We start from the raw sequence: 24,697 nt of genomic DNA, 5'->3' as shown, positions 1-24,697 counted from the left end.
AATCCCAGCGGGGAACACAGCAACGGGTGGTTATATAGCAATTACCGAAGCAATTCGGGCGGAACCGCAAGGCCCGCATAATTCAATCTCTTCTTCTTTCTCCTTTTTCTTCTCTCCCCGGCGTTCCCCGCGCCGGGGTTTTCTTTTGCGCCCGGCTCGCCATGCCCGAACGGCTCGATGCATGCAGATATGCGTATCCCGCCCAGACAATCGTCCAGACGGGATATATATATAGCAGCCTAAGATCCATTCAGCGGATCCCCGGCGACGAGACGCCGATCAGTGGCTCCACACGACCGCATCGGGATCGTAATCGGGGTCGTAGCCGTCATCGTCGCCATAGGTGCTGTCATCGTCGATGACGCCCGAATCCGCTTCTTCCAGCAGGGCGCTGATGGCCTTGTCGTCGAGCTTGTAGTTCGGCAGCACGTTGTCGATATAGCTCTTCACCGCTTCCGCCATCGGCACGTCATGGCCGGCCTTTTCGGCCAAGTACCAGCGATGGGTCAGAACCTCGTGGAAGAACTGCGCCGGCTGGATCTGGGAACGGTATTCGCGCGGGATCATGCGGACGGTCGGTTCGAACACCTCACGCATCCAATCGGTAGCCACGATTTCCAGGTCCTCGCCCTCACGCCAGGTGGAGGCACGGTACGCGTCAAGATCGTTGAGCAGTCGACGTGCCTGGTTCTCCTGCACATCAAGGCCGGTAAGACGCAGCAACTTGCGGGACGCATAGCCGGCATCCACCACACGCGGACGGACCAGCACGCGCTTGCCGTCCTCGGTGGTCTTCATTTCCAGCTCGTCCACATCGAAGCCGAGATCGTTCAGCTTGTTGACGCGCTTCTCGATCTTCCACATCTCGTCGGGCTTGAACTTGTCGGTGTCGGTGAGCGCGCTCCACAGCGAATGGTAGCGGTCGACCAGACGGTTGCCGATCTCGATCTCGTCCACATCGCCCGGCAGCAGCTTGCCATAGCTCAGATCCATGAGTTCGCCGATGATGTTGGTGCGTGCCAGATCGATATCGTATTCGCGCTGGCCTTCCGTCAGATTGATCTGCAGGTCGCCGGTCTCGGCATCCACCAGGAACGCCGTGAACGCGTCGGCGTCACGCAGGAACAGCACGTTGGACAGGGACACGTCGCCCCAGTAGAAGCCGGCGAGGTGCAGGCGCACCATCAGCACGGCCAGGGCGTCGATCAGACGCTCGGCGGTATCGGGGCGAAGGTTGCGGGCGAACAGCGCGCGATACGGCAGGGAGAACTTCAGATGCTTGGTGACCAGAATGGCCTCCAGCGGCTCCCCGTTGCGGTCGTGGCGCCCGGTGACCACGGCGATCGGCGTGACTGCCGGCAGTTCCAGCTTCTGCAGACGGCGAAGGTTCTCGTATTCGCGTTCCGCCATCTGCTTGGTGATTTCCTTCATCGCGTAGACTTCATCGCCTACGTGCACGAAGCGCACAACGTGCCTTGAGATGCCTCGCGGAAGATTGGCCAAGAGATCCTGCGGCCAGGAGGCGAGCGGCTGGTACCACGGCAGCGTGAACATCTTCGGGTTGGAGCTCGCCGCTGTGATTTTCAGAGCCTGCGGTTCTGCCGCGTCGTCCGAATCGCCTTCCGCGTTCACGGAAGTCGCCATGGCGGCACGGGGGTCCAATTGGGACACATCATTTGGATTTGGGATCATGGCTCATGATTTTACCCGCGCCACCTCCCCATGGACTATGAATGAACTATCGTGTTCCATGATTGGCCGACGAGCGAATTGGCCGACGTGCACAGACCGTGCGGAAAGACAACAAAAGAAGCCCCGCATCATAGCGGGGCTTCTCCAACGAGACGGTTAGAGAGGAAGAGAAAACGTCTCGTTTAATGGTTGACCAGCTCAGTCGAGAATCTGGTCAAGTCTGAAACGACCGGCCTTGCGGCCCGTCACTCGACTCAGTTCAGACGCAGCTCGGTCGACGGAGCGAACAGGTGCATCTTGGCCGGATCGATCTTGATCTTGACGGTATCGCCGACCTTCGGCAGCGCACGCGGGTTCACACGAACCGTGGTGAGCTTGTTCTGGTCGGACATGACCTGGGTGGCCTCGGCGGCGGAGCCGTCGGTCAGGATGTTGCCGTAGATGTAGCCGTCGGAACCAAGATCCTCGATGTTGACGACCTTCAGGGAGAAGGCGTTCGGATCATCGGAGGTAGCCAGGGAGGCGTCTTCCGGACGGAAGCCGACGACGATCTGGCCCTTGTCCTCGGCGGTCAGCTTGTTGACGGCCTCGGCCGGCAGATCCACGGTATCCTCGCCGATCTTGGCCTTACCGTTCACCACCGGGTGGGTGTTGAGGTTCATGGACGGGGAGCCGATGAAGCCTGCGACGAAGACGTTTGCCGGGTGATCGTACAGCTCGGTCGGAGCGCCGACCTGCTGCAGAACGCCAAGCTTGATGACGGCGATGCGGTCGCCCATCGTCAGAGCCTCGGTCTGATCGTGGGTCACGTACAGGGTGGTGACACCCAGCTGACGCTGCAGAGCGGCGATCTGGGTACGGGTCTGCACACGGAGCTTGGCGTCGAGGTTCGACAGCGGCTCATCCATCAGGAAGACCTTCGGCTTACGAACGATTGCACGACCCATGGCCACGCGCTGACGCTGACCACCGGACAGAGCCTTCGGCTTACGGTCGAGGTACTCGGTCAGATCCAGGATCTTGGCGGCTTCCTCAACGCGCTTGCGAATCTCGTCCTTCGGGGTGCCGGCGATCTTCAGGGCGAAGCCCATGTTGTCGGCGACGGTCATGTGCGGGTACAGCGCGTAGTTCTGGAACACCATTGCGATGTCGCGATCCTTCGGCTGCATGGTGGTGACATCCTTATCACCGATGCGGATGCTGCCCTTGTTCACTTCCTCAAGGCCAGCAAGCATGCGCAGGGTGGTGGACTTGCCGCAGCCGGACGGGCCGACGAGCACAAGGAACTCACCATCCTTGATATCAAGATTCAGATTATCCACAGAGGGCTTGTCGTTGCCCGGGTAGATACGAGTGACGTGGTCGAATACGACTTCTGCCATAATTGCAATCCTTTCAGAGGCAGGTACGTGCCTCACGATCCGTTGTAAAGGGATTTTCGGTGCTTCGATCTGTGAATCACCTGCCCGTTCGCATCGCTGCAAACATTCAGGCAAACCGCAAACTTCTGCGTTTACTTGTTTGGTTTTGGGTTCAGCGAGGTCCTCCTCGTTGAGCCTTCTGCCTACTATACACGTTCACCCTGATCCGTCAATCGGCATGTTTCACACCCGACGGTCGAATGTGAGCCATATCACATTACATAGCCGGCAACCGTAATGCCGGCATACACGGCCGTTTCACCACACAGTCGAGCCCGCGGCCAACAAAAAACGGGCGGCGGAATCATCCGCCACCCGTTTGAGGTTTTTGCTATCTGCCGTATCGGTCGTATCAGTCGTCGCCGAGTGTGATGTGCACGCCGCCGACCAGCGAGCTCACCACGTTGTAGATCAGTGCGACGATGGACGCGAGCAGGGTGAACAGCACGATTTCGACGATGGAGAAGATCGTGACCGCGGAGAGCACCGAGCTCAGCGAGAACACGTCGGTGAGGTTCAGTCCGCCGGCGTCAAGACCGGTGGAGGCGACGATCTGCGTGAGCTGGTCGAATACGCCGATCACGTTCAGCAGCATCCAGATCAGGCCCGCCGCGATGACCTGGATGATGCCCCATGCAAGCGACATCATGAACGACACCTTGGCGACGCTCCACGCGTTCAGGCGGGTGAGCGACAGGTTCATACGACGTGCGCGCGGCGTTCCGCGCTTGCCGCTCGGAGCCGGACGCACCGGAACACCGGTGGGCGTGGTCGAGGTCGCCTTCGGGAAGGTATGCGGCTTCTCGACGGCGGGGGACTGGCTCGACACGGAACGTGCCTCGCGCGGAGCGTCGACCGTATCGCGCGGCTGATCGGCCGCCGCGGCCACGTTGGCGTTCGCCGGAGCCTCGGCGGTTTCGGGGGTCACGTTCTCTTCAGGCTTGTCGTCGCTCATGTTGCTCCTTCATGCTTCGCTATCTCTAGCCGAGACTAGCAATCTTTACCGACGATTACTCGGCATCGGCCCCGGTGTTCACATTCTGTCCGTCAACGGGCTGCCCGGCCGGCTGATCGGCGGAATCGGACGGCTCGGACTGGCCTGCGGGCTGGGCGTCGTCCTGCTCGTCGGCATCGTCCTTGTCGGCATTCAGCGCGATGGAGATGATCTCGTCGTTCTTGTCGGGCTTGGCAAGCGTGACACCCTGCGTGTTACGGCCGGTGCGCTTGACCTCGGCCACATCGGAACGGATCACCTTGCCGGACTTCATGATGGCCATCACCTGGTCGTCTTCGGAGACGATCAGCGCGCCGACCAGGGAGCCGCGGCCTTCGGCCAGCTGCAAAGCCTTGACGCCGTAGCCGTTGCGCCCCTGCAGACGGTATTCGCTGACGGCGGAGCGCTTGGCGAAGCCCTCGTTGGTGACCACAAGCAGATCCTTGTCGGAATCGCCCCACACCACATCCATGGCCAGCAGCTCGTCGCCGTCGCGGAACTTCATGCCCTGCACGCCGGCGGTCTGGCGGCCCATCGGGCGCAGCTGCTCATCATTGGCTTCGAACTTCAGGCTCATGCCCTGCCTGGACACCAGGATGATCTCGTCATCGGCGTTGCACAGCGCGGCGCCGATGAGCTCGTCGGCGTTCTCGCCGTTCTCGTCGGTCATGAGACGCACCGCGATCAGGCCGCCCTGGCGCGGGGAATCGTATTCAGCCAGTGCGGTCTTCTTCACCTTGCCGGAACGGGTGGCGAGCACCAGGTACTTGGCGACCTCGTAGTTCGGGATCGACAGCACGGTCTGGATGGTCTCGCCCGGGCCGAACTGCAGCAGGTTCGCCACATGCTGGCCCTTGGAATCACGCGATCCCTCCGGCAGTTCGTAAGCCTTCAAACGGTACACGCGACCCTTGTTGGTGAAGAACAGCAGCCAGTTGTGCGTGCTGGTCAGGAAGAAGTGGTCGACCACATCGTCCTCACGCAGCTTCGCGCCCTTGATGCCCTTGCCGCCGCGATGCTGTGCACGGTATTCGTCGGCCTTGGTGCGCTTGATGAAGCCGGAGTGCGTGACAGTGACCACCACGTTCTCCTCGGGGATGAGGTCCTCGACGTTCATCTCGCCGCTGAACGGCAGGATCTTGGTGCGGCGGTCGTCGCCGTACTTGGCCACGATCTCGTCGAGTTCGTCGCCGACGATCTTGCGCTGGCGGCCCGGGTTGGCGAGGATGTCGTTGTAGTCGGCGATCTTGCGCATGAGCTCGTTGTGCTCGTCGACGATCTTCTGCGCTTCCATGTTGGCCAGTCGCACCAGCTGCATCGACAGGATGGCGTCGGCCTGGATCTGGTCGATGTCGAGGAATTCCATCAGCTTCGGGCGTGCGTCCTCACGGCCCTGGCTGCTGCGGATCAGCTTGATGACCTCTTCGATGGCGTCGAGTGCCTTGAGCAGACCCTGCAGGATGTGATCGCGTTCCTCCGCTTCGCGCTTGAGATAGGCGGTACGGCGTGCGATCACGTCGATCTGGTGGTTGATCCAATGGCGGATGAACGCGTCGAGGCTCAGCGTGCGCGGCACGCCGTCGACCAGCGCCAGCATGTTGGCGCCGAAGGTCTGCTGCAGCTGGGAATGCTTGTACAGGTTGTTGAGCACGACCTTCGGCACGGCGTCGCGCTTGAGCACGAGCACCAGTCGCTGGCCGGTACGGCCGGAGGTCTCGTCGCGCATATCGGCGATGCCCTGGATCTTGCCGTCGCGAACGGCCTCGCGGATGGAGGCGACCAGCCTATCGGGGTTGACCTGGTACGGCAGCTCGGTGACGACCAGGCACATACGGCCCTTGATCTCTTCGGTGTTGACCACGGCGCGCATGGTGATCAGGCCGCGGCCGGTACGGTACGCCTGCTCGATGCCCTTATGACCGAGGATGGTGGCGCCGGTTGGGAAATCCGGCCCCTTGATGATGCGGATCAGGTTGTCGAGCAGTTCCTCGCGGCTGGCTTCCGGGTGATCGAGCGCCCAGTGCACGCCTTCGGCGACCTCGCGCATGTTGTGCGGCGGAATGTTGGTGGCCATGCCGACCGCGATGCCGGACGAACCGTTGCACAGCAGGTTCGGGAATCGCGCCGGAAGCACGGTCGGCTCCTGGGTCTTGCCGTCGTAGTTGGGCAGGAAGTCGACGGTGTCCTTGTCGATGTCACGCACCATTTCCATGGCGAGCGGTGCCATGCGGCATTCGGTGTAACGCATTGCCGCGGCCGGATCGTCGCCGGGGGAGCCGAAGTTGCCCTGACCGTCGACGAGCATGTAGCGCATGGACCAGGACTGCGCCATACGCACCAGGGTGTCGTAGATCGCGGAGTCGCCGTGCGGATGGTACTTACCCATGACCTCGCCGACCACGCGGGCGCACTTGGAGTAGCCACGATCGGGGCGGTAGCCGCCATCGTACATGGCATACACCACGCGGCGATGCACCGGCTTCATGCCGTCGCGCACGTCGGGCAACGCTCGATCCACGATCACGCTCATGGCGTAGGCGAGGTAGGATTCGCGCATTTCCGTCTGCAGGTCGCGCACCTGGATACGCTCGCCGGTCATCAGACCGTAATCGGTGTTGTCCGCTTCCTGCGGGCTGAGCGGTTCCATCGAACCGTCCGGCACGAACTGGCCGTTTTCATTGTTGTTTTCGTCTGCCACTTTTCCTCCGTAGCTATGCTTCCCGTCGGGAAGCTGCCGGCCAGTCGGCCGACCGGGGGAGAAGCCCGACAACGGCTTCTCCCGTTACGTTCCTATGCCCGCCAGGCTTCCATATGGCGACCGGTGTCGCTTCGAAGGCCGGGCGGGGATCGTCAGATGCGCTCAGGCATCGATCCAGCTGACGTTGCGCGCGTTGCGCTGGATGAACAGTCGACGCGGCTCGACCTCGTCACCCATCAGCATGGAGAAGGTCTCGTCCGCGGCTTCCGCGTCCTCGATCTGCACCTGCTTCAGGATGCGATGCTCCGGATCCATGGTGGTCTCCCACAGCTCCTGGTAGCTCATCTCGCCCAGACCCTTGTAACGCTGGATGCCTTCGCCCTTCGGCAGCTGGCGGCCCTTCGCCTTGCCTTCGGCGAGCACGCGGTCACGTTCGGCGTCGGTATAGACGAAATCATGCGCGCCCTTGGTCCACTTGAGCCGGTACAGCGGCGGCATGGCCACGTACACGTACCCGGCGGTGATCATCGGTCGCATGTAGCGGAAGAACAGCGTCAGGTTCAGCGTGGCGATGTGGGCGCCGTCGACATCAGCATCGGCCATGATGATGACCTTGTGGTAGCGCACCTTGTTGATGTCGAAGTCCTCGCCGTAGCCGCCGCCGACCGCGGTGATCAGCGATTCGATGGTCTCGGACTTCATCATGCGGTCGAGGCTCGCGCGCTCGGTGTTCAGGATCTTGCCGCGCAACGGCAGAATCGCCTGGGTGATGGGGTTACGGCCCTGGATGGCGGAACCACCTGCGGAATCACCCTCCACGATGAACAGCTCGCATTCCTCCGGATTGTTGGACTGGCAGTCCTTGAGCTTGTCCGGCATGCCGGCGGATTCGAAGATCGACTTGCGGCGGGTGTTCTCGCGCGCCTTCTTGGCGGCCAGGCGTGCGCGGGAGGCCTCGATGGCCTTCTGGATGACGTTCTTCGCCTCGGTCGGATGTGCGTCGAACCAGTCGCCGAGCTTGTCGGTCATCACGCGCTGCACGAAGGTCTTGGCCTCGGAGTTGCCGAGCTTGGTCTTCGTCTGGCCTTCGAACTGCGGGTTGGTGAGCTTGACGGACACGACCGCGGTCAGGCCTTCGCGCACGTCGTCGCCCGACAGGTTCTCGTCCTTGTCCTTAAGGATGTTCTTCTCACGCGCATAACGGTTGACCAGCGAGGTCAGCGCGGCGCGGAAGCCCTCCTCGTGGGTGCCGCCCTCGGTGGTCGAGATGGTGTTCGCGAAAGTGTGCACGGATTCGGAGTATGCGGTGGTCCATTGCATGGCGATCTCGGCGGAGATGCCCAGCTTCAGATCCTCGGCGTCGAAGTTGATGACCTCGTCCTCCACCGGCACGGCCTTGCGGGACTTCACCAGGTAGTCCACGTAGTCCTTGATGCCGTTGACGTACTGATAGGTGACGGTCTGATGCAGCTCCTCCGCAGCATTGTCGCCATCGCCGGCCACCTCGTCGCCGGCCTCGTCCAGCTGGCGAAGATCGGTCAGGGTGATCTTCAGGCCCTTGTTCAGGAACGCCATCTGCTGGAAGCGGCTGCGCAGCGTCTCGAAATCGTATGTAGTGGTCTCGAAGATCGCCGGATCGGCCCAGAACGTGACGGAGGTGCCGGTGGATTCGCCGTCCGCCATGGGCTGTCCCTTGGCCAGCGGCGCCGTGGGGTGCTGGTCCTTATAGGTCTGGGTCCAGTGGAATCCCTGGCGGCGCACCTCGACGTCCACGCGGGTGGACAGCGCGTTCACCACGGAGATGCCCACGCCATGCAGGCCGCCGGAGACCGCGTAGCCGCCGCCTCCGAACTTGCCGCCGGCGTGCAGCTTGGTCATGACCGTCTCCACGCCGGAGATGCCTTCGCCCGGCACGATGTCGACCGGGATGCCGCGGCCGTCGTCCACGACGCGGATGCCGTTGTCCGGCAGGATCGTCACTTCGATGTGGCTCGCGAACCCGGCCAGAGCCTCGTCCACGGAATTGTCGACGATCTCGTACACCAGATGGTGCAGGCCTCGCGGGCCGGTTGAGCCGATGTACATGCCCGGACGGATGCGCACGGCCTCAAGTCCTTCGAGAACCTTCAGGTCGGAGGCGTCGTAATGTTCGGGAGTCATCGACTCGTCGAGCTCTCCGGCCTGCAGTTCGGCATTATTGATATGTTCGTCTACGGCTTTGAGCTGTTCTTCTTTGCTCGTAGCATTCTCCAGCGAATCCGCCAAGGAGCTTCCTTCCTGCGTCACTGGCTCGCGAAGGGGTTTTTCGCGGTCCATTACCTCAAAAACGCCTTCTAAGGCCCCTTGAGGCGTTTTGACTATACTGCATGTGATTCTAGTCATGTGCCACGACTAGCGCTGTATACAGCCGTTAACGACGTTTGCCCCATTTTCTGGTGTATCCGACCGACGGCCCACTCACCCGAATCTCCCTGATCGGCAGGCCTTCGAGTTTTTCGGTGATGGTGGCGGTGAGCTGCGGAATGAGAAAGGTCAGCTGCGTGGCCCACACCTGGGATTCGGCCCCGATGGTCAGCACGCCGTCACGGAAACTCACCACGCGTGAATGCTGCGCGATGGCGGGCCCCACCACCTGATCCCAATGGTTGTTGAGCTGCGAGATCTTCAGATGGGGAATCCAGTTGCCGTTTTTGGCGATGGCCGCGGCCACACCGCCCAGCTTGGCCGGATCGCGGCCGGGCTTGCCGAAGTTCTCCCATGCGAGTTCGGCGCGCATCCGCCGGAGCTTGCGCGAATCCTCGCGTCTGGCGTACCGTTCGAACACTTGGGCCGGCAGGGTGCTCTGATTGAGTTTCAGCGTCACCGTTATCGGCGGTTTCATGACTGCTCGCCCCCATGTGGCATCGGGATCGCACTGACATCAAAGATGTCCTGTTGCGCCTTCAGCGAGGCGACATCGATGATGTTCGCCTTGCCGTCCTGGGGAATGTCGCCCTTGGCCGCCGCCGTGACGAGCACCTGATCCTGATCGTTGGCGAATGCGAGAATCTGGCGCCGGCGCGACTCATCCAATTGCGCGAACACATCATCGAGGATCACGACGGGCTTGGTGCCGCGCGATTCGGCGATCGCCTCGAACAACGCCATCTTCAATGCCAGCGCCATGGTCCACATCTCGCCGTTCGATGCGAATTCCCGAGCCGGCTCGCCGTCAAGCAACACCGAAAAGTCGTCGCGCTGCGGCCCGATGAGGTTCACGCCGCGAGCCACCTCTCCCGGGTAAAGACGCTGGAAATGCTCGGAAATCTCCAATTCCGGGCTGTCACCGCCGAGTACTTCGGCGAACGACGGCTCATATTCGATGCGCGCCTCGCCCTGCCCCGATGCCAAGCGCGCATAGATGTCGTGGAAGGGCTCGGCCAAAGTGTGCAGGATCTCGGCGCGCATTCGCGTCAGGGCGACGCCGGCCTCGATGAACTGCCCCGTCCAGACTTCCAGACCGCTGAGCACCGCATCGGCGGATCCCTCATGCTGCCCAAGCTGCTTGAGCAGTGCGGCGCGCTGGCGTGCGATCTGAGTGAACCGCTGCAACAGACCGGCATAGCCGGTGAGCAGCATGCCGGCGCTTTGATTGAGGAATCCGCGTCGGGTAGCGGGGTCGGCGCTCACCAGCCGCTGGTCGTCCGGTGTGAACGACACGGAGGGGACAAGCCCGACCACATCGCGCAGATACTGCGACGGACCGGAGTTGATCCTCGCACGGTTCGCGCCACGGGCCGCGATCGTCACCTCATAGGTGGTGACGGTTCGAGCGGGGTCGGTGCCGTCCGTATTGCCATCGGCATGGGCGTTGACGCGGATGGTCGCCTTGCCTTCGCCCCGTTCCACAAGCGGCAGCGAGGAGGATACCCTGTGGCTGCCGCCCGTGGACAGCACCTCCACGGCCTCGACCAGGTTGGTCTTGCCCAGGCCGTTCGGACCATACAGCACGTTCACGCCGGGCTGGAAATCGACCACGACCTGGTTCCAGGAACGGAAGTGGTCGAGGGCAAGACGCGAAATGTACATGATGTTCTGGCTTGGGGTAGGAGGCGGGGTTGCCGCCGGTGTGTTCGGGGGTTGGTGCAGCTGTATCAGTTATTGAAACGCATCGGAACGAGCAGGTAGCGGTAGTCCATGGATTCGTCGGAATCGGCCTCCTGCTGTCCGTTGAATTCCACGGGCTTGACGGCGGTGGTGAGCTTCATGCGCACGTAGGGCTCGCTGATGGCGCTCAGACCGTCAATAAGGTACGACGGGTTGAAGGCGACGGTGATGTCATCGCCGTCCATGTCGACGTCGATGATCTCCTTGGCCTGGGCCTCGTCCACGGCACCCGCGCTCAGGGTGAGTTCCTGCCCGGAGAAGACCATGCGGATCGGGGCGTCACGCTCCGCGACCAGCGCGACGCGCTTGATGGCGCCGATCAGCGCCTGCTTGTCGATGACGGCCTGGATCGGGTAGTCGTCGGCGAACAGACGGTCGACTGCGGGGAATTCGCCGTCGATGAGTTGGGTGGTGGAGGAACGGCCGGCGTTGTCGAAGCCCAGCAGCGACGGGTTCTGCGTATCGAAGTCGAGGGTGAGGTTCTGGCGCTCGTCGAGGGAGCGGGAGATGTCGCGCAGCAGCGAGCCACGGACCAGCGTGGTGGTGCTCACATCCGGATCCTGCGGGCTCCAGGAGAAGGTGGCGCGAGCCAGACGGAAACGATCGGTGGAGGTCAGAACCACCTTGTTTCCTTCGAACTGCATGCGCACGCCGGTGAGCACCGGGCGGTTCTCCTCACGGGAGACCGCGACGCAGGCCTGCGACACGGCCTGCACGAAGGTCGGGGCATCGACCTGGCCGAGCATGCGCGGCATGGTCGGCAGATCCGGGTATTCCGCGGCGGGCATGAGCTGCATGGTGAAGGTGGACTTGCCGGAGGTGATGGTCAGTGTGGTGCCGTTGGAGGCAAGATACGTTTTCTCGGAAGGCAGGGATTTCGTGATGTCGGCGAGCAGCTTGCCCAGCACGAGGATGGTGCCGGGTTCGTCGACGCCGGCTTCGATGTGATGGCGAGCGGAAATTTCGTAATTGAACGCGGAAAGCTGCAAAACCCCATCCACTGCATCGAGACGGATGCCGGCGAGGATTGGGTTGGACGGACGGGTATCGATGACCCTAGTCGTCCATGCCACTGCATCGGCGAGGGCTGCGGAATTGACTTCGACCTTCATAAAAGCCTGCTTTCAATGTGAAGAACTTGTGAATATGGGTGTTTCTTGAGCTGGAATTCATTGTAGCGGTCTGAAGCGGGTTGTTTTCGGGACGGCTCCATCGCGTTATTGTTATTGCGATGAGAACAGGTACACACGTAAGTAATACTCGTAATAAGGCACGGTGGATATGTGGGTAACTTGCGAAAACCGTTCTGCCGACTCACATTGTGGATAAGTGGGTGGATGTGGATAACTCGAAGAGTCATGTGTATAACCAGCCGACTTATCCACAGCCGTTTTGGGCGCTCGAAGTTATCCACAATCGCCTCGTCATTATCCACGAGTTATCCACAATGAAACGGGCGGTCGTCCACGACTTATTCGCAGGCTTTACCCACATTTGTGAATAACTATGTGGATAACTTTTTTCAAAATTTCCGGCTCCGCCGGAGTGTTGCGGCTGGGAGAATCGTTCTGAGCGACCGAAAACGGCGTTTTGGGTAAACCACCCCGAAAAACGCGAAAAACCGTCTCTCAGAACGATTCTCAGAGACGGCGCTTGAATTTTCCGCGAATTTAGTTGGAGCCCTGCTTCAGACGGACGGTAAGCTCCATGACGTAGTTGTAGATATCCTGCCGCTGCTGCATCTCGTTGGTGATGCGGTCGCAGGCATGCATGACCGTGGTGTGGTCCTTGCCGCCGAACACCTTGCCGATATCCACCAGGCTCATGCTGGTCATCTCACGGGTGAGATACATGGCGATCTGGCGGGCCAACGCGATGTTCTTCATGCGGGAACGCCCGACGATGTCGTCGAAGGTGAGATGGAAGTACTTCGCCGCCTGGCTGATGATGTCCGTGGGCTTGATCTCCACATCGGTGGTGAAGAAATCCTGCAGCGTCTGCTCGGCCATGGCACGGGTCACCGGCTGGTTGCTCAGCGACGCCACGGCGGTCACTCGCGTCAATGCGCCTTCGAGCTCTCGGATGTTCTCCGTGAACCGTTCGGCGATCAGGTCGAGCACATCGTTGGGGATGTTGCTGTGGTTCATGGAGGCCATCATGCGAAGGATCGCGATGCGGGTCTCAAGATCCGGCGGCTTCACATCCACGGTCAGACCGGAATCGAAACGCGAGATAAGACGTGCCTCGAACCCCTTGAGGTTCTTCGGCGCCACATCGGATGCGATGACGATGCGCTTGTTCGCCTGGTGCAGGGCGTTGAACGTATGGAAGAACTGTTCGAGGGTTGCTTCCTTGCCGCCAAGGAACTGGATGTCGTCGATAAGCAGCACGTCCACGCTGCGGTACCTGCGGTTGAATTCCGCGATACGACCCTGGCTCTGGGATGGGATCTGCAGCGCCTCGATGAATTCGTTGAGGAATTCCTCGCTGTTGACGTAGCGCACCTTGAGTGTCGGATCCTTGACCAGCGCGTAGTTGCCGATGGCATTGAGCAGATGGGTCTTGCCCAGGCCCGATCCGCCGTAGATACACAACGGGTTGAAGTCCTTGCCGGAGCCTTCCGCCACGGCCAGCGCCACGGTGCGGGCGAAGCGGTTCGAGTCGCCGGGGACGAAGGTATCGAAGGTCGCGTTCTTATTGAGATGCGTCTCGGGATCGCGCTGCACCTTGTTGCGGTCGACGCTGAACTGTCCCTCGACATCGCCGCCGACCTGCGGCTGCAGCGCCGAAGGAACGGTCGGCACGGGGCCTGCGGTTCCGAAGGGCTCCTTGCTCAGATCAGCAAGCGAGGGGGAGGGGCCGTTCAACGGTAGTTCGGGCTGTTCCTCCACACGGGCCGTCTGCTTCGGCTTGGCCTGCGGTTCCGGCTCGGGCTCGATCTTCGGTTCCGGCGCGGTCTGCGGCGGAACGATCTTGAAGGCGGGGAACATGTCCTGGCCGGTGACGATCTTCAGCGCCTCAAGCAGCGATTGCATGAGCTCGTTCTCCAGCGCCTGACGCGTGCTGGCATTATCGACGCACAGCACGATGGTCGTTCCGTACACGGCCTCGGGCGAAACCCCTTCCAGCCAGCCCTTGTCGCGGGGGGAGAGGGATTTCTTATGTCTCAACAGCGTAAGGGCGTCTGACCAAATATTCTTGGCCTGCACTGCTGGGTTCTCGGCGTCCATGGTCATGACACTCCTTTCTCGCCTCTTCCAAGTAGGGACACTCAGACAACTATTGTTACTCGCACCGCATGAGTTATCCACCGCCTAGCGTGTTGCAATTACTGCGTTATGCGCGGCAAATGCGTAATTTGTGGATAACTTTCGCCCGTATTCCCGTGCCGTTGCAACGGTTTACGGCATGTCGTGCGGGTTTGCCGGGCATGGAACATAACCGCTGAGTTGACGTTAGGGCAGGGGTGAGAGTAGTTTTATAGAGCTTGACTCACGTGAGAGCCGCGCGCAAGCGTGGCCGAAGAAACCTAGGAGCTAATTATGAAGAGGACCTTCCAGCCCAACAACCGTCGTCGTCACATGAAGCACGGCTTCCGTCTGCGCATGCGCACCCGTTCCGGCCGCGCCGTGATCAACCGTCGCCGCGCCAAGGGCCGCAAGAACCTGTCTGCCTGATTGTCGCTGCTGACGGCATCGTTACCGTGGAACGGTTGAAGAGCCATAGCGATTTCGTCGCCGTACTGAAACGACGCCGCAAGGTCTCGCGTCATGATTTCATCGTGCATTACGCGATGCGCGATGAGGCCAAGGCGCATGGTGTTGCGACGCCTGGTGCACGACGGATGGGGCTTGCCGTATCCAAATCGGTCGGCAATGCCGTCACACGCAATTCAGTTAAGCGCCGTTTCCGCGTACTGGCTTCGCGTTACGAGCATACGTTGCCTGAGGGCATCGATGTGGTGTTGCGTGCGAAGCCGTCCGCAGCCAGCGCTTCCTTCCAGTCACTGGAACATCAGATGGCCACCGGATTCGAAGCGGTGGCCATGAAGATTCAGCAGGACTGATATGAGTATCGCCGGCGATGCGATCGTGCATCTGATTCGCTGGTATCAGCGGCATTGGTCGGCGAAGCGCGCCGCGCCATGCTGCAAGTTCTACCCGAGTTGCTCCAATTATGCGATTCAGGCTGTGCGGCGTTATGGCGCATTCCGTGGGGGATTGCTGGCTGTTCTACGCTTATTGAGATGCCTGCCTTGGAGTTGTGGGGGCATCGATGATGTTCCGCAGCGCTATTCCGTTTTTTATAGATTTCCGTGGTCGAAGGCACACGAGGAGCCTCGACTCACTCCTCTGGTCGTAGACGATAAGGAGAATGGCCTGTAATGGGTAATCAAGATCAATTCCTCCTCGATAGCGGGTTCTGGGGCTGGCTATACAAGCTCCTGACGCCGATCGAGTGGCTCATGACGCAGATCATGGCCGTATTCCACAAGTTCATGGTCATGCTTGGCATGCATCCGATCGGTTTCTCGTGGGTGCTGTCCATTATCTTCCTGGTGCTGGTGGTTCAGGCCTGTGTGTTCCCGCTGTTCTATAAGTCCATCAAGGGTATGCGCAAGATGCAGGCCCAGATGCAGGTGCTGCAGCCCAAGCTGATGCGCATCCAGAACAAGTACAAGGGCAAGAACGATCCGGCCAGCAAAGAGGCCATGCAGCGCGAGACGATGAAGCTGTATCAGGACACCGGCGCGAACCCGATGGGCGGCTGCACCTCCATGCTGCCTATGTTCGTGCAGGGCCCGGTCTTCATGTGCATGTTCTACATGCTGTCCGCCATCCCGTACATCGCACGCGGCAAACGCGCGGCGCTTGGCGCATTCGATGTCGAAACGGCCAAGGAATTCACCTCGACTACGGTGTTCGGCGTGAACGTGGCGGATAACTTCACCACGGCAGCCGCCTCCGGCAAGGTCGTCATCGGCATCTTCGTCGCGCTGATGTGCTTCTGCCTGTGGCTCATGCAGTACAACAGCATGAAGCGCAACATGCCGCAGAACAACGCGCAGAACAAGCAGGCCGAGACGATGCAGAAGATGATGCTCTGGATCTTCCCGATCATGTACATCTTCTCCGGTGTCGCCATGCCGTTCGCTGTGCTGGTGTACTGGCTGACCAACAACGTGTGCAACCTGCTGCGTTCCGTGTGGCAGATCTACGCCTTCCCGACGCCCGGTTCCCCGGCAGCCGAAGCCAAGGAGCACCGCGACCACAAGAGGGAGAACGAGCGCCGCGCCCGCGCCGGCGAGCCCTCGATCGAGGAGGAGGAGCTGCAGAAGGCCAAGGCCGAGGCCGAGCGGAAACTCACCCAGGGCTATCAGCGAGAGCAGCCCCATCGCAAACGCAAAAACAAAAAGAAGAAGTGACGATAAGGTCTGATGTTTCACATGAAACATCAGACCTTATTCTGACTTTGGGCTGTCGTTGAGCAATTCCGGCAGCTGGTTTAGACTGGTACCTATACGCGCCAAAAAGGAGAATACATGGCACAGGATGACGAGAAGACCTTGGATCAGCTCAACGAGGAAGCTGATATCGCCGCCGATTATCTTGAAGGGCTTCTGGATATCGCCGACTACGATGGCGATATCGAGATGGGTGTCCGCAATGGTCGCCCAACGGTGCAGATCGTCGCCGATGACGATACCGACATCAAGCATCTGATCGGACGTGACGGCGAAGTGGTCGACGCTCTGCAGCAGCTGACCAGGCTTGCGGTCCAGCAGAAGACGGGCGAGCGTTCCCGTCTGATCGTCGACGTCGACGGTTTCCTGAAGCGTAAGCGTCAGCGCCTGCACGACATCGCCCTGGACGCGATCGACGAAGTCCGGGAGACCGGCGAGCCCGTTGACCTCAAGCCGATGAATTCGTTCGAACGCAAGGTGGTCCACGACGTCGTCCGCGAGGAGGGACTGAAGTCCCGCTCCCACGGCGAAGAGCCTCATCGCCATGTGACCATCTACCTGAAGGCCTCCGCGGCCGAGGCCGAGGACGACGAGTAACGATCCATACGCAAGCGGGGAGCCCATAGCGCTATGGGCTCCCCGCTTGCGTATGGGCGGGAGAGCAAACGACAACGAGCAGTAATCAAACGAGCAGGCGAGTAGGAAAGAGCAGTGCCGATGGCAGATGAACTGAACGGTTCTCCGATTCTCAAGGAAGTGCTGGGCGACGCATTGCCCAAGCTTGAGGTGTTTCACGCGAAGCTGGAGCAGGAAGGCGAGCCGCGAGGCCTGATAGGCCCGAGGGACGTCGACATCATCTGGGAACGTCATATCCTCAATTCCGCGGCCATTGTGCCGTTCGTCCGCGAAACGACGGATGGCATGCGGTTCAAGACGGTCGCCGATGTCGGCAGCGGCGGCGGGTTCCCCGGCATCGTCGCGGCGGCGTGCCTGCCCGATCATGAGTTCACGCTGATCGAGCCGATGGAGCGTCGCGTCGAATGGCTCACGGAATGTGTGGACGAGATGGGGCTTGAGAATGTCTCGATCGTCCGTGCGCGGTCGGAGGAGGTCATCACGGTGCTTCGTAAGGATCGCAGCATGCACCCCTATGCCGTGGTCACTTGCAGAGCCGTGGCACCCATGACGAAGCTTTCCGGGTGGACCCTGCCGCTGCTCAAGCCGCAGGGACGCCTGGTGGCGTTAAAGGGCCGTTCCGCGCAGGCGGAGATCGACAAGGCCGCCAAGATGATCGCCAAGTACAAGGGTGTGCGTCCGCGCGTTGTGGAGGCGCCTGTGGGCCCGGGACTGGAGCCCACGCATGTTGTGCTGGTGGATAGGAAATAGGTGCCAGGCAAGTGCCTGTGAGAGCGCATAGTCGGTGATGCCGGAAGCGGTGCCCGTGGTTGCATATGCGGCTGCGGGCACCGCTTTTTTGTTTGCGCGGGTTGTGGGGTGCGCGGGGAATCTCCACTATTGGCAATGTGTTGCATGAGATTGCGATGTGCACGGCGGCGGACGGGTCGATATTCGCGACGGCCGGCATGGTGACAGGCGAAGGCGTGTAGGCGCTGGCCTGGTATGGGGAAGATGAGTGGCTGAAAGCGGTTTAGCGGGGGAGTGTGGTTCAGTGTGGAATCAGGGTGCAACGAGCGATGCTTGGCACCGTTCGTAGAGGAGTTATCCACAAAATCAGGTGGATGAAAAAGTTATCCACAGGTTTTTCCTTAGGCAGTTGATAGTCGGGAAATCGTTGAGCTACCAAGCTTTTCGCGCGATTCCGATGTGGGTTATGCACAAAAATCACCGGATTTATCCACACTTATCCACAATTTGGCCTCTTTATCCACATTTCTTACGTCTGTGCACGCATTTTGCCCGATAATATGGCGATATCCGTGCGATATATATGCAACGAGGGCCTCGACTCATGCCGCCGAGACCCTCGTTATATGCTATGGAAACAGAGTACGAATCGTCAGTCCGCCTGTTCGGCAAGATATGTCTGCGCGTCAAGTGCCGCACGGCACCCCATACCCGCAGCGGAGATCGCCTGACGATACACGCTGTCGACGCAATCGCCCGCGGCGAAGACGCCCGGGGTGCTGGTCCGCGTGCTTGCCCCGTCGACGGTGATGTAGCCGGACTGATCGCGCTGCACCAGTCCGTCAAGGAAGTCCGTGGACGGTGTATGCCCGATCGCCACGAAGACGCCGTTCGCCGTGAGCGTGGATGTCTCCTGGGTCAGCACATTCCTGACGACCAACGACTGCACTCCCTGATCGTCACCCTGGATCTCTTCCACGACCGAGTCGGTCAGCAGGTTGATGCGTTCGTTCGCCTTCGCCCGGTCGACCATGATCTTGGAGGCGCGGAACGAATCGCGGCGGTGGATCAGCGTCACGGAGGAACCGAAGCGTGACAGGAACTCGGCCTCCTCGAAGGCGCTGTCGCCGCCGCCGACCACCACGATCGGCTTGCCGCGGAAGAAGAATCCGTCGCAGGTCGCGCAGTACGAGACGCCGCGGCCGGAGAACTCGGTCTCGCCGGGGATGCCGAGCTTCCTGTACTGGGAGCCAGTGGCGATGATGACCGCCCGGGCCTGGAACGTCTCGCCCTGGTTGGTGGTAACGGTCTTATAGTCGCCGTGATCCTCCACGGAGGCGACATCGTCCTGCAGGAAGGTCGCGCCGAAACGTTCCGCCTGACGTTTCATGGCGTCCATGAGATCGGGGCCGAGGATGCCGTCGGGGAAGCCGGGGAAGTTCTCCACCTCGGTGGTGTTGATCAACTGGCCACCGGGCGTCAGCGCGCCGGCTATGACCAGGGGGGAGTGGCCCGCGCGGCCGAGGTAGATGGCCGCGGTATATCCCGCGGGGCCGGATCCGATGATGATGACGTCTTGTTCGTGATGTTCTTGTGCCATGGTTCAACGATACGTTGCAGGTCGTGCAGCCGTGCCGAATATCGCGCCTGGACGGGCGAATTCGTTATAGGTAGTCGTGATAGGCGGTCACTAGCCGTATCAATAGGCGACATTCGGTGGGGTTGTAAGGAATGTTTCATGTGAAACGTTCGACGTCTGCCGGCTTCGGCAGATGGCAGGGGATGGCGTTGACGGCTTGCGGAGGTGAAGGCACAGCGTCGTCAATCTGGTATATAGATGGGGCGCGAATGGACGCGGCTGGAACTCTTGTGTGTTTCATGTGAAACATCTCATGTGCGCAGGGTGGTGGATCCGCCCTGAGCGTCGGCGTGCGGGGGTCGGATGCAGGGGCCAGCCGGGCATAATGAGGATAACTTATCCACAGTTTTCCACATTGTCGCAAAACCTCGAAAAACGTTCAGGCAGAGGGGATGACCGCGAACGGCAATAATAGGTTATCCACAGAAAAACCCGATTTATCCACAGTTGCCCACATTGTTATCCACAAATCGGAAAACAGGGTTCCTCTGTCCATACAAAAGGCAAAACTGGATACAGATTAGTACACCAAGGAGTTAGTTGTTCATGGCAGATCAGGACATGCCGATTGAGTCCGCCGAAGATACCATCAATCGTATTTTCTCATCGGGTGATTCGACGATGGGGGCGGAAATCACGCACGAATTCAATCGCTATTCCCGTTTGCAGGAAGCGAAGTTTCCCAAGCCCGCACGTACGCGTCTGATCGCAGTCGCCAATCAGAAAGGCGGGGTGGGGAAGACTACTTCGACCGTCAATCTTGCCGCTGCTCTTGCGAAGAATGGTGCGCGGGTATTGGTCATCGATATGGATCCGCAGGGAAACTGCTCGACCGCCCTTGGCGTCAGGCATGAATCCGGCGAACCTTCCGTGTATGACGTGCTGGAAGGACGCATGACCATTGCGGAAGTCAAGAGGCAGTGCCCCGATTTCCCCAGCCTGGACGTCGTGCCGGCATCCATCGATTTGAGTGGTGCCGAGCTTGAGGTCGCGCAGTTCGAGAACCGCAACAATCTGCTCAACGAAGCGGTGCAGCAGTTCCTGCACGAAAGCAACGAGCATTTCGACTACGTGTTCATCGACTGCCCGCCGAGCCTGGGTCTGCTGGTGATCAACGCCATGTGCGCGGTGCGCGAGATGCTTATTCCGATTCAGGCCGAATACTATGCGCTTGAAGGTCTCGGCCAGCTCATCAACACCATCGGTCTGGTTCAGGAACACTTCAACCCGATCCTCACCGTCTCGACCATGATGGTCACCATGTTCGATAAGCGCACGTTGCTGAGCCGCGAAGTGTACAACGAGGTGAAGAGCCACTACCCGTCGATCGTGCTGGACACCACGATCCCCCGAACGGTGAAGATCTCCGAGGCCCCGAGTTTCAACAAGAGCGTCATCTCCTATGATCCGCGAGGCATGGGCGCCATCGCGTACGGCGAAGCGGCGCTGGAGATCGCACGCCGTTCCCCGGTGGTGCTGGATGCGATCGCATCTCGAATGAAGGAGGCCTGATATGGCATCGAAATCCCGTCTTGGGAAGGGCCTCGGCGCTTTGTTCCCCGCATTGCCCGGCGAGGGTTCCCATGAGCAACACGTTGTTTCACGTGAAACTGCACGTGACGATATGAAACAGTCCCTGGCTGCGGAGCGTGAGCGGAAGGTCGTGCTTGGCGAGCCACGCAGTGCCGCCGCACAGAACGCAAAGCCGACCGAACCGAAGACTACAACCCAGTCCACGAAGCCGACCAGCGTTGTGGAGGAAGACGCTCCGGTTCATATCCCGTCCATCCAGCATGCCGTGTCCCCGCATAGCAGCACATCGAAGGGACGCGTCACCATGCCGGGCATCGAAGACATCGCGCACCCCAGCGACATGTTCTTCGACGATACCGTCTCGCTTCAGCCCAAGCGCCGTGGCAAGGCCGATGCAACGAAAACCGATGCGCCGTCGGATACCAAGCAGCAGGATGAGCAGTCCAACCAAGCCAAGCTGAAGCCGGTCGAAGGCGGGTACCTTGCCGAGCTGAATCTTGATGAGATCGGGCCGAATGCTCATCAGCCGCGTTCCATCTTCGATGAGAACGAACTGAACGAACTTGCCGCCTCCATCAAGGAAGTCGGCATCCTCCAGCCCATCGTGGTACGGAAGCGCCCCGCCGAGCAGATCGCCGAGGCACGTAAGGCGCAGGCCGGCACGAAGCCGGCGAACCGTTTCGACGGACGCATGGACAGCCCCTACGAGCTGATCATGGGCGAACGCCGTTGGCGCGCATCGCAGCTTGCCGGATTGGATACCATTCCCGCCATCGTCAAGACCACCGCCGACAACGACATGCTGCGCGACGCACTGCTGGAGAATCTGCATCGCGTGGCGCTGAATCCGTTGGAAGAAGCCGCAGCCTACCAGCAGATGGTCGATGAATTCGGCCTGACCCAGGCGCAGTTGTCCAAGTCGGTGTCGAAGTCCCGCCCGCAGATCGCCAACACCCTGCGTCTGCTGAACCTACCTGCCAGCGTGCAGAAGAAAGTCGCGGCAGGCATTCTCTCCGCAGGTCACGCGCGTGCGCTGCTCGGCCTGAGCGAAGCGGAGGAAATGGACAAACTCGCCAACCGCATCATCGCCGAGGGCCTTTCTGTACGTAGCACCGAGGAAATCGTTGCCATGGCGAACCTGAACTCCACCAAGCCGAAGAAGCCACGTGCACGGAGGGGAGACCCCTGGGCGAATTCTCCTATCAAATCTAACCTTGAGCATCGCTTTGAAACCAAGGTTTCCATCAAGGGAACACCAAAGCATGGGCATATCGAAATCGTGTTTTCCTCGCCGGAAGACATGGATCGCATTCTTGGCCTGCTGATGCCCGATCAGAAAGGTGATCAGCAGAACGAGCAGAAGAACGAAGAGCAGGGCAAGGAACAAGGCAAGGCGTGATGCCTCGGCCTGGCAGACGGGTCGCCTGATTCGTTTGCTGCGCTGTTCGCTGTGAAGCATATTCAACGGCGTGACTCCTCCGGCAATACGGAGGGGCACGCCGTTATTTGTTCCGCTCTGTGTGGCAGTACGCCTGTGCGGATCTAGCGGGTATGAGACTACTGGTCGTCCTCGTCCGATGCCGGAAGAACGATGCCCTGTTTCCCGTGGACCAGTCGACCATCATCCATGAGCAGCCGGATCACGGCCCGGATTCGCGTGCCGCTGTAGTCGGCCAACGAGCCGTATCCCTCGATGCGATCCAGTCCACTTCCCACAATCGACACGCTGCGCGACCCATGGAGCGCGTTGACGATTTTGACAATGCTATATCCGGTGCCTTGCTTGCGATGCACGGCTTGGATGAAATGCAGCACGGATTGAACCAGATCGGTGTCGATGACCTGTTCCTCATCGGAATGTTCCACATGTTCCACGTGAAACGATGCCGTGCGCCCGAACACCGCAGGGGTATCCCGTGTGCTTGTGGCACCGGCAAACCCACTGTTACCCGTGCAGCAGTCGCAGGCACCGCAATGCCGTCCCACCGATTCCTCGCCGAAATAGCGCAGCATATGCGCTCTCAGGCAGCTTCGTGTGGTGCAGTAGTCCTCCATGGCCTGGCATCGTTCCAGTGCCGCTGTCTTGGCCAATCTGCGTTCTCGGTCCTCCAACGCCGATCCCGCCGACTCGTCTATGCGCTGTTCGAGCAGATCGAACTCGTACCGCCCCCAGATCAACGTGCAGCTGGCCGGTTTGCCGTCGCGCCCCGCACGTCCGGCCTCCTGGTAGTACTCCTCAAGACTGCCGGGCATGCCGTCGTTGATGACCCATCGCACGTCGGGCTTGTCGACCCCCATACCGAACGCCGTGGTGGCGACGATGACGTTGATGGCTCCGCCAAGGAACGCGTCCTGCACATAGGCCTTGCGATCCTCATCCATTCTGGCGTGGAAGTATTCGGCCTGTACCCCTGCCGTACGCAGCTCTTCCGTCAGTTCCTCGGTTCGTGCACGTGATGTGCAATAGATAATGCCGCTTTCGGTGCGATGAGCCTTGGCATATTGCGTTATTCGTGTGGTGCGATCCTGTTTGGAATGCGCCTCGTACCGTCCAAAGTATAGGTTAGGACGATCAAAACTGGAAACAACCTGCAAAGGATCCTGTAGTTGCAGGTTATGGACAATGCCGTCACGTACGGCAGGAGTTGCGGTGGCGGTACATGCGGCTATGACCGGTCTCTCCGGTAGCTGTTCGATAAACGAGGCGATGCCGAGGTAGTCCGGGCGGAAATCCTGCCCCCATTGGAACACGCAATGTGCCTCGTCAACGGCGATGAGGCGGATTCTGAGCGATTGTGCGAACCGGATGAACTCCGGTGAGGGGAGACGCTCTGGAGCGACGTACAGCAGGCGTATACGCCCTTCACGGGCCGCCTGGTAGATGATGCCGCGGTCGGCGGCGGTGGTTTCAGAATCGATGAAGGCGGCAGGGATGCCGTGTGATCCCAGATGGGACACTTGGTCGCGCATGAGTGCACGAAGCGGTGTGATGACGAGAACCAAGGCCGGTGCGCCGTCCTTGCTTGGCGCACAGGCCGGGATCTGGTAGCAGATCGATTTGCCGGCACCCGTCGGCATGACGGCCAGCACGTCGCGATGCTGCAGGATCGCAGTGATGACGTCCAACTGCTTGCCGCGGAACGAATCGTAGCCGTAGAAGCGCTTCAAGGTACGTAATGCCCATCCTGTGATGTCTGCCATACGCACGTGTCTACCGCAGACGGTGGTCACCAATGGGAAATAGAGGCTCGCGACACGCCCGAAGCCATTGTGGATAACTTAAAACAGGTTGTGCACAGCGTGCCAAAAATCGGTGGATAAGTTATCCACAATCAGTGGATAACCCAAGTATTGCAAGGGAAGCGGTATTGTGGATAACTGTGCCGGCATGCGGTGCATGCATGGCGAAATACCCTCAAAAGTGCTGGTTGTGTGAGTTACTTTTAAAAAAGTACATCAAAAATAGCATTGCAAAACCCTTATTTTCCAACTACTTAAGCGTTTCAGTAGGACTTAATATAAGGTCATCACGAAGACGAGATGCATTGTGGATAACTCACTCCTCACCATCCACCGAGCTCTGGTAGATGCCCTCAATGCGACACAACCCCCTGAATATTCATGGCTTTCCCAGTGCTTTTTCAAGGCACATAGGCATCGATACGCCCGAACATGCTTGGCTGTACCGTCATTGCGCCGTCAAAGCCGTCATTCCTGGCGCTTGTGGCTGCGTGTAGCCCTATAT

19 protein-coding genes are annotated in these 24,697 nt (G+C 60.1%); 8 read left to right on the top strand and 11 right to left on the bottom strand.

Annotation, left to right across the window (positions count from 1 at the left end):
• Positions 1–279 precede the first annotated feature (279 nt).
• The 9 genes from G1C98_RS09100 to dnaA form a co-directional block, all read right to left on the bottom strand.
• Positions 280–1,692, bottom strand: a complete 1,413-nt coding sequence (locus tag G1C98_RS09100; protein ID WP_169080881.1) for a DUF4032 domain-containing protein — start codon at positions 1,690–1,692, stop codon at positions 280–282.
• A gap of 254 nt (positions 1,693–1,946) precedes the next feature.
• Positions 1,947–3,074, bottom strand: a complete 1,128-nt coding sequence (locus tag G1C98_RS09095) for an ABC transporter ATP-binding protein (RefSeq protein ID WP_169080880.1) — start codon at positions 3,072–3,074, stop codon at positions 1,947–1,949.
• Positions 3,075–3,465: 391 nt separating this feature from the next.
• Positions 3,466–4,068: a DUF3566 domain-containing protein gene (locus G1C98_RS09090; RefSeq protein ID WP_205831964.1), complete on the bottom strand. Its 603-nt coding sequence runs from the start codon at positions 4,066–4,068 to the stop codon at positions 3,466–3,468.
• A gap of 55 nt (positions 4,069–4,123) precedes the next feature.
• Positions 4,124–6,805, bottom strand: a complete 2,682-nt coding sequence (gyrA, locus tag G1C98_RS09085) for a DNA gyrase subunit A (protein WP_169080879.1) — start codon at positions 6,803–6,805, stop codon at positions 4,124–4,126.
• A 162-nt stretch (positions 6,806–6,967) separates the two neighbouring features.
• Entirely contained in the window at positions 6,968–9,058 is a 2,091-nt protein-coding gene (gene gyrB, locus G1C98_RS09080) for a DNA topoisomerase (ATP-hydrolyzing) subunit B (RefSeq protein ID WP_169080913.1), read from the bottom strand.
• A 157-nt stretch (positions 9,059–9,215) separates the two neighbouring features.
• On the bottom strand, positions 9,216–9,686 hold the full coding sequence (locus G1C98_RS09075; RefSeq protein WP_169080878.1) for a DciA family protein: 471 nt from the start codon (positions 9,684–9,686) through the stop codon (positions 9,216–9,218).
• Positions 9,683–10,873, bottom strand: a complete 1,191-nt coding sequence (recF, locus tag G1C98_RS09070) for a DNA replication/repair protein RecF (RefSeq protein ID WP_169080877.1) — start codon at positions 10,871–10,873, stop codon at positions 9,683–9,685. The genes G1C98_RS09075 and recF overlap by 4 nt, the downstream gene beginning before the upstream one ends.
• Before the next feature lie 65 nt (positions 10,874–10,938).
• Positions 10,939–12,063 (bottom strand): DNA polymerase III subunit beta, encoded by a 1,125-nt coding sequence (gene dnaN, locus G1C98_RS09065; RefSeq protein ID WP_169080876.1) that lies wholly within the window; start codon positions 12,061–12,063, stop codon positions 10,939–10,941.
• A gap of 558 nt (positions 12,064–12,621) precedes the next feature.
• Entirely contained in the window at positions 12,622–14,181 is a 1,560-nt protein-coding gene (dnaA, locus tag G1C98_RS09060; RefSeq protein WP_417852316.1) for a chromosomal replication initiator protein DnaA, read from the bottom strand.
• A gap of 312 nt (positions 14,182–14,493) precedes the next feature.
• On the opposite strand from dnaA, the gene rpmH reads away from it, so the two are divergent.
• From rpmH to rsmG, 6 genes are all read left to right on the top strand, one after another.
• Positions 14,494–14,628 (top strand): 50S ribosomal protein L34, encoded by a 135-nt coding sequence (gene rpmH / locus G1C98_RS09055; protein ID WP_003825298.1) that lies wholly within the window; start codon positions 14,494–14,496, stop codon positions 14,626–14,628.
• A 26-nt stretch (positions 14,629–14,654) separates the two neighbouring features.
• Positions 14,655–15,017, top strand: a complete 363-nt coding sequence (gene rnpA / locus G1C98_RS09050) for a ribonuclease P protein component (protein ID WP_169080874.1) — start codon at positions 14,655–14,657, stop codon at positions 15,015–15,017.
• Between the two features lies 1 nt (position 15,018).
• Complete coding sequence (gene yidD, locus G1C98_RS09045) at positions 15,019–15,336, top strand: membrane protein insertion efficiency factor YidD (protein WP_169080873.1); 318 nt, start codon at positions 15,019–15,021, stop codon at positions 15,334–15,336.
• The gene (yidC, locus tag G1C98_RS09040; RefSeq protein WP_169080872.1) at positions 15,336–16,376 is read left to right on the top strand and encodes a membrane protein insertase YidC; all 1,041 of its coding nucleotides are present in this window, start codon (positions 15,336–15,338) and stop codon (positions 16,374–16,376) included. Before yidD ends, yidC begins: the two co-directional genes overlap by 1 nt.
• A 117-nt stretch (positions 16,377–16,493) precedes the next feature.
• Positions 16,494–17,012, top strand: coding sequence for a Jag family protein (locus G1C98_RS09035; protein WP_169080871.1), 519 nt, complete (start codon positions 16,494–16,496; stop codon positions 17,010–17,012).
• A 120-nt stretch (positions 17,013–17,132) separates the two neighbouring features.
• Entirely contained in the window at positions 17,133–17,801 is a 669-nt protein-coding gene (rsmG, locus tag G1C98_RS09030; RefSeq protein ID WP_169080870.1) for a 16S rRNA (guanine(527)-N(7))-methyltransferase RsmG, read from the top strand.
• A gap of 631 nt (positions 17,802–18,432) precedes the next feature.
• On the opposite strand, the gene trxB is transcribed toward rsmG, so the two are convergent.
• Positions 18,433–19,380, bottom strand: a complete 948-nt coding sequence (trxB, locus tag G1C98_RS09025; RefSeq protein ID WP_169080869.1) for a thioredoxin-disulfide reductase — start codon at positions 19,378–19,380, stop codon at positions 18,433–18,435.
• 585 nt (positions 19,381–19,965) lie between these two features.
• Here trxB and G1C98_RS09020 point away from each other — a divergent pair.
• Together G1C98_RS09020 and G1C98_RS09015 are read left to right on the top strand one after the other, a co-directional pair.
• A complete protein-coding gene (locus G1C98_RS09020) occupies positions 19,966–20,931 on the top strand; it encodes a ParA family protein (protein ID WP_169080868.1) in 966 nt (321 codons plus the stop codon).
• Position 20,932: 1 nt separating this feature from the next.
• The gene (locus G1C98_RS09015; RefSeq protein WP_169080867.1) at positions 20,933–22,351 is read left to right on the top strand and encodes a ParB/RepB/Spo0J family partition protein; all 1,419 of its coding nucleotides are present in this window, start codon (positions 20,933–20,935) and stop codon (positions 22,349–22,351) included.
• A gap of 158 nt (positions 22,352–22,509) precedes the next feature.
• Here G1C98_RS09015 and G1C98_RS09010 read toward each other — a convergent pair whose 3' ends face one another.
• On the bottom strand, positions 22,510–24,153 hold the full coding sequence (locus G1C98_RS09010; RefSeq protein ID WP_169080866.1) for a RecQ family ATP-dependent DNA helicase: 1,644 nt from the start codon (positions 24,151–24,153) through the stop codon (positions 22,510–22,512).
• Positions 24,154–24,697 lie beyond the last annotated feature (544 nt).

Source organism: Bifidobacterium erythrocebi (assembly GCF_012932675.1).
GTDB classification, from domain to species: Bacteria; Actinomycetota; Actinomycetes; order Actinomycetales; family Bifidobacteriaceae; genus Bifidobacterium; species Bifidobacterium erythrocebi.
Note: the sequence above shows the minus strand (reverse complement) of the source record. Positions and strands in the feature narration are given on the sequence as shown.